Genomic DNA, 7,091 nt, shown 5'->3' with positions numbered 1-7,091 from the left:
TGTGAACTTCCTAACTTCGTTTTAATCAATAGTTCAAAGAACGGACGAACAGGCTCACGTCTGTATAATAGTCTCAATAGTTGCGCAACGACCACTTCGCGCATAGAGGGGTTATAAGATAAAAAATTGAGCTTCACCCTCTTTGCGGCACAGCCGAAGAGAGGGTGGCCCAGCGAAGCGTCGGCCGGGTGAGTCTTCGCCGGCGTTCCACCTACATGCTATCCCCTTGAATCTGGGATGCCGAAATATTCGGCATGACCACACATTTAGCAATAAGTGCGTCATCCTGAACTTGTTTCAGGATCTCACAGGGCGGTAGCATACATACTTGCCAATTTCCTTCCCTATCGTACCGATACCAGCTTCACAGGCCCCAATAAACCGGCGGGCAACAAAGCTTTCCCTTCTAAACGGTATGGTGCGTTTGTCCACGTAATTCTATCTTTTTCGGGGTTGGCATGATCGCCCATCAGGCGGTTGGCCCAGGTATTGGTTACTTCGATGCTCAGCTTGTTAGTGCCGGGTTTTATTGCCTTAGTTATATTTACCTGGTAAGGGTAAGTCCAGGCCACGCCGCAATCAATACCATTTACATAAACCTGTGCAATATTGGCGACGCTACCCAGGTCGAGCCATGTCTCGGCCGCGACGCCCCTATTAACAAAAGTTTGCTTATAGATTGCCGTACCCGAATAATATTTAATACCATCTTCCGGCCGTTCGGTCCAGCTATCCAGCTTATCAAACATAACAGGCATTGCCGGACCGCCAAGCTTAGGGTCAAAACTAAGCTCCCATTGTGCTTTAAGCGTTTGCAATAGCGTTTCCTTTTTGCTTTTAACATGATGAGCCACTTTAAGTGGGCCAGCACCTTTTTTGAGCACAACGAACACCGACCCGTTTGCTGCGAGTTGTAAAGACAAAACGGTTCGGCCTTTAATTATTTTCCAATCACTTACTAAAACGTTTTTGCAATCTAAAGCATCCCACAGCTCTGGCGGCCCTTTTGTTGTTCTCAGGGATAATTCAATCGTCCGTTGCTGCTCCTGCTGGTTGGATATAAAATAAATATCAAAACCAGGCGCGCTGCGATGTGTCCAGGCGATGCCATCAGCGTAATTTCCGGCGGGGTCTTTAACGATTACATCACGCGCTATACCTATCTTATCAAAAGTATCCTCCTGATATGGCCCGGTTAACACTTTACCCCGGGTGGTTTTGTCTTTAGCTGATGCCCATAATGCTTCGCCGGCTTGTTTCACCTGCCGGTCACCGGTCATGCCATTAGCATTTAAAGGTTTGTCATTAATTAGTATAATTGCGCCATCGTTAACCAATTGCTGCAATTTTTTCACAACTTCAGGCGACGTTAAACCCGGATCGGGCGACATAGGGTGCCCGCCCGGAATTACCAGCATGGCGTAGCTTGCCCCACCAGGAAGCTCAATCCTGCCATTATTTACTTTGGCCAAACGCAGCAATGCATCCCGGTTAAAAGAATCATAGGCATAACCACGTAAAGGATCAATCCAGTTTTCGGGCAAAGCCATGTTGGCCGAGTGGCTGGCGTCTGAAACGCTGCTTACTATCGGTTCGCCTTTGTTGGCCAACCTTTCGGCTTCCTGTTTTATTCTTTGGGCGCCAAAGATCCCCGGCAGGGTAGCAACTAACCTATCAGGCAAAATAGCCCGGCGTGGTGTTTCTTCACCGGTAAATACGGCTATGTCGGTAACAGGGTGTCCCATTTGTAATAATGCCTGGCAACGCTGAAGATAGTTGAACCATGCCTTACCGGGTTTCCACCAGGTTTGATCGCGCTGAAAAAACACTCCGATGCCATCCAGGGTCATTCCCGGTTTACGGTCGGGCCAGGGATTATGCACATTTACATGGAACACCAGGCGGTTAATACCCAGGGCAAAATTGCGGTCGGCCATCGTTTTCAGCATAGCCGGGTGCTCATCCCATAGTAACCTCAACTCGGTAAATGCCTCGGCCTGGATAATATTTTTACCATAAATATGCCCCCCGGATATCGCATCCAGCATATCATTAGGTTTATCATGCGTAGGGCTGCGGAACCAAAACTCGCCCATGGGGATATCAGCCTTGCTGTAGTGCAGCATACCATCGCTTACCATAGTTGGGGCTACGCTTTCGGCAGTAAATTCGCAGCCTTTTTCATGGGCCAGTTTGGCCATGGTGCCGTAAAAATTATCAACCAGTAATTCGGCAACGGTTTGGCGTACATCATTCAATACTTTTTCAGATACGTCGGCGCTTTGCACAGGCACACCCGCCATTACCGGCAGGTAAGGCAACACATCATATCCCCGGCGCTTTTTAAACTCCCCGGCAAAAACCGGCGACCAGTTTTGGCTGCCGCATTCCCAGCTATCAATGTGAAAAATCTTTAAAACCTTTTTTGCAAGATCGGGGCCGCCCTGCCTGATGGCCTCGCCAAACCAATGGTCAAATTGTACTTTGGCTGCTTCGGGACTAAACTTATCGCACTCCAAACCGCTGCCTGCACCACCTGTAGCATTGGTATGGCCTGTTGAGGTGTGGCCTATGCGTAGTACTGTCCATTCGCCTGCCGGTACATTCCAGTTGAGCTTACCATCGGGACCTAATTTATCGGTCAGGTTAATGATCCTGCTTTTATCAACACAAAGCTCACCGGGTAATTGTGCTGCTGTGGTTCTTTTACTTACCCGCCATACTTCGCCGGTTTTGCTTTCATACTGATGAATCCGCGCTTCGGACGATAATTCAATGCCCGATAATTTTAAGGTGGGTTTCCATTTGGCAAAGTCAAGGTCCTCGGCACCGGGTTCTGATCCTGCCTTATCATAAATAAACCTGAAGTATTTGGCTGTGATAGCAGGAATTCCGTTGGTGATTTCCGAATCCCCATCCTGCCAGCCATGCCGGGGAGGATTAAGCCTGCCTAAGGACTGGAAGTTTTTACCATCATCGCTAACCTCGATAAGCAAACGTTCTGCCTGGTAATTGCTGGCTGCAGTATGGATAACAAGTGAGCGGCAGGTAAAAGCTTTTTGAAACTTCAGCTGGATCCAACAGGGCTCATTGCTTGTAAAACTCTTTTTATTGCCTTTCTCCGCAAGATATTGAACATCGGTATTGGCAATACTGGTGCTTACTTTAGGTTCAGCATCATAACTGCTGATGCCCTCACACTGCGGAGACGGATAGGCCAGTACTTCGATATCCTTATAGTAATTTTTATAATGTGCCGGAGTTGGCAAAGTATCCCTATAAACTTTACCACCCGCCACTTTAACTTTCGACCAAACCACTTTTTGCATCGATAATTCTGGCGTAATCCATGGCCCGCCTGCGAGCGCGAAACCATCACAATCATGCATAGCCAGTTTAACGCCTATCCTATCAGCCTCCTGCATGGTAAACTTAACCATGGCCCACCATTCGGGTGTCAGCTGTTCAACCGGCGGGGTTAAGTATGGCGGATTTGCGGCTCCTTTTATAGGCATAAGATAAGCACCACCAATGCCTGCCTGCTTCATAGCCTGCAGATCGGCAGTGATGCCCTCACGTGTTACAGCGGCCTGCATCCAGTACCAGAACACCCAGGGCTTCGCGGCCTCGTTAGGGTGCAAAAAGGCTTGTTTTAATTCATCCTTTGTACCAGGAACACGCCGCACCTGGGCGCTGCCCTGCAAAGCGATGCAACAAATACCTATATGTAGTATCAGGATGAACCTTTTCATAAACATCAGTTAAATTTTATTTCACGGGCCGCCTCTCCCGCTTTGTCAGCAACTCCATTATATGGCGCGATGTAAAAGGTATAATGGTATTCCTTAGCAGGTATACGATATTGTTCCAACGGCGCCGCCACTTCCGACCAACTATCATTTCCGCCTACACCCATTTGTATCAAATCGATATTAAGGGTTATAAAGCCCGCGTCTTTTAGCTTGTTGGTATGTTTAGCCTGCAGAATATTATCTTCGGTATAAGGCCAGGCGCTCATACTGAGCAGGCTATCGGCTGTTACCAGCAGGCCATTAGTTTTATTATGCAGCAGTATCCAGCGTACATCGGTCCGGTTACCGTTTTCCTGTGGTACCACATAAGGCTCCATAAACTGACTTATAGCCTGGTTGTAAATACCGGCTTCGGACGCTGTACGCCTGTCTGTATAGTTTTCGTAAGGCCCACGGCCATAATAGGCGATATTGCTATCGGCCCGCAAAATTCCCATTTGCATACCTACTTTGGGAAGGTCGGGCAGGTTTTTATCAGCGGCCAGGCTGTAATCAACCTTGATAGCACCTTTTCCGTTTATGGTATACGTTACTTTTATTATTGCACTATCGCCGATCAAAGTATACGTACTATTAACCTTCACCACTCCTTTTTGCGATTGATCAATACCGAAATTTTTTAGTTGGGGTTTAGCGGTAAACCATTGTTTAAGCTTCTTATCAGCCTTCCACCCCCGATGATCATTATCTGTAACAGGTCGACTGAAGTGAGGTAGTAAAGGAGCAAATACCTGTTGCTTACCGTTCAGCATATAGGAATTCAGCGCCCCATCTTTTTTATTAAAAGTGACATCAAACCCGTTCCCGCTAATACCCAAAGCAGAAAAATGATCTATATCTGTAACCTTTAACGACGGATAATATTGGTTTACTGGCTTTGTTGCCGGCAAACTGGTCAGCACAAACTGATCTTCCGCAATTTCATATCCTTTTGCAGCCCAGGGTTTATCTTCGGCAAGTGTAAAATGGATATCGGCTAAGTACTCGTGGTCCGTTTTAAACCGGGGCAGGTATTGTTTTATGCTGATGATGGTATCCTTACCCGCAGCCAAATCAATACGAGGTAATTGTTTTTTGGCAATAATATTACCATCTTCCCGCACCTGGATGTACACATCGTATTGACTCAATGAAGCCGTACTATTCCAGTTTTTAATTTTGATCAATCCTTTACCTGCATCTGCCAGCGTACATTCTGCAGGTTGAAAAACATGCTTGCATTCGTAAATAGCCGGTTTGGGCCGCCCGTCTGATGCAACAATACCTTTGATGGTAAAGTTATCAAAGTAACGTTCGCCATAGTCGCCGCCGTAGGCGTAGTATGATACCCCGGCAGAATCTTTTTTTAACAGTCCCTGGTCTTTAAATTCCCATATGGCCCCGCCTATGATGCGTTTGGTTGATCGCCATTGGTCCCAAAATTCTTTCAGGTTGCCGTTGGAGTTACCCATAGCGTGCGAGTATTCCACAAAAAATATCGGCCGGTTATCGCCGTTTTGCTGGTTGGCCAATAGTGGCGCCGTGTATAAGCCAGGGTACATACGGCTCACAATATCTACATAAGGCTGATCAATTGGATTTTGCAGCCGGTGTGAGTGATCGTTTGTTTTAGGATAGCTCGGATCTGTAGGATCTATATAACCTTCGGCCTGCGGGGTTCCCTGGGCGGGTTCATAATGCACCGGGCGGGTAATATCAAAATCATGAATCCAAGCGGCCATAGCCGCATGGTTTGGCCCCCTGCCTGCCTCGTTCCCTAAACTCCAGGTGATGATGCTGGGGTGATTTTTATCGCGCATAACCATCCGCGTGGCACGGTCGAGATAAGCACCCGTCCACATAGGGTCGTTGCTTAATTTAGAGCCGAGGCCATGGGTTTCCAGGTTGGCTTCGTCAATTACCAGGATGCCATATTCATCGCACAGATCGTACAGGTAAGGGTCCATCGGGTAATGGCTTGTACGGATACAGTTGAAATTAAAGCGCTTAATGGTGCGCACATCATTTAAAATATCCTCACGGGATAATGCCTTGCCTTTCACAGGGTCATGATCTGGCCGGTTTACGCCGTACAGGTAAGTAACTTTTCCGTTGATAAGTAATTTACTATCATCCTTGCCAAACTCAATGCTCCTGATGCCAACCTTGCAGCTCTTAACTTCCAAAGTTTGCCCGGCGCTATCCAACAGCGACAGGGTTAGTGTATAAAGGTTAGGCCGGTCATCGCTCCATTTATCAGGATTTTTCAGCGTTGTTTCCAGTAAACCAAACTTTACATTATCCAGCCGGGGGTAAATCTCGTTGATCATGCTCTCCACGCTGCGCTCCAGCGGTTTTTGAAATACTTCCTTATTGTTTTTGTCGAAAAGCCGTGCCTCAATTTTATAACCAGGAACAGCTTTGCCTGTAAGGTTCTCCATCCGCGGGCGGATGCTGAACACGGCATCTTTATATTGCTTATCCAGCTTAGCCTGCCAGTGAAAATCGGCAATTCTCAGTTTAGGTTCGGCCAGCAGCATTACTTCCCGATGGATGCCGCTCATGCGCCACTGGTCCTGGTCTTCTAAAAAATAGCCATCGCTCCAGCGGATCACCTGTACAGATACTACGTTTTCGCCTGCCTGTAAATAAGGGGTGATATTAAACTCAGACGGTAGGAAACTATCCTCGCCATAACCTAAAAATTTGCCGTTAAGCCATACCTTAAAACCAGAGCTTATACCGCCAAAATGCAGGGTGATATTCAGATCCTTCCAGTTTTGAGGCAGGGTAAAAGTACGCTGATAGCTGCCTACCCCATTATAATCCTGCGGTACATGCGGCGGGTTAACCGGCCTAAACGGGTAAACCGCGCTTTTATAAATAGGTTTATCATAGCCCTGCATCTCGATACTGGAGGGCACGATGATCTTTTTCCACCCACTTACCCGGCCTTTGTAAAAATCTTTTGGTGCATCCCCCGGTTTAACTGCATAGCTAAAATCCCAGTAGCCGTTTAAGGACATCATTCTGCCCGATTTTTCGCGGTCGCCCGCAAGCGCGTCTTTAATACTGCTGTATGAGTAAGCCGTAGCCCTGGCCGGGTCGCGGTTTATGCCATCAACCAATGAATTTTCCCAGGGTTCGGCATCATAAACCGCCGGTATATTGGGTATAGGCGCAGGAGTTTTATCAACCAGCTGGGCGTGAAGCGCAAAAGGCGCTAATCCAAAAACAAATAAAATATAGATCAATCTTTTCATCATCCCTTACTATGTGCTATATAGCCAGATTTTGGCT

The 7,091-nt window shown here is 47.3% G+C and carries 2 protein-coding genes; both read right to left on the bottom strand.

What is annotated here, in order from left to right; genetic code table 11:
• Positions 1-344 precede the first annotated feature (344 nt).
• Positions 345-3,752, bottom strand: a complete 3,408-nt coding sequence (locus tag BMX56_RS13120) for a glycosyl hydrolase (protein WP_255369839.1) — start codon at positions 3,750-3,752, stop codon at positions 345-347.
• 5 nt (positions 3,753-3,757) lie between these two features.
• Positions 3,758-7,057 (bottom strand): glycoside hydrolase family 2 TIM barrel-domain containing protein, encoded by a 3,300-nt coding sequence (locus BMX56_RS13115; protein WP_255369838.1) that lies wholly within the window; start codon positions 7,055-7,057, stop codon positions 3,758-3,760.
• Between the last annotated feature and the right edge of the window lie 34 nt (positions 7,058-7,091).

The organism is Mucilaginibacter sp. OK283, from assembly GCF_900110415.1.
In the GTDB taxonomy this organism is placed as follows: domain Bacteria; phylum Bacteroidota; class Bacteroidia; order Sphingobacteriales; family Sphingobacteriaceae; genus Mucilaginibacter.
Note: the sequence above shows the minus strand (reverse complement) of the source record. Positions and strands in the feature narration are given on the sequence as shown.

Excerpts from the sequence above, each read along its gene's own strand:
- BMX56_RS13120 (WP_255369839.1), bottom strand. The coding sequence starts at position 3,752 with ATGAAAAGGTTCATCCTGATACTACATATAGGTATTTGTTGCATCGCT.
- BMX56_RS13115 (WP_255369838.1), bottom strand. The coding sequence starts at position 7,057 with ATGATGAAAAGATTGATCTATATTTTATTTGTTTTTGGATTAGCGCCT.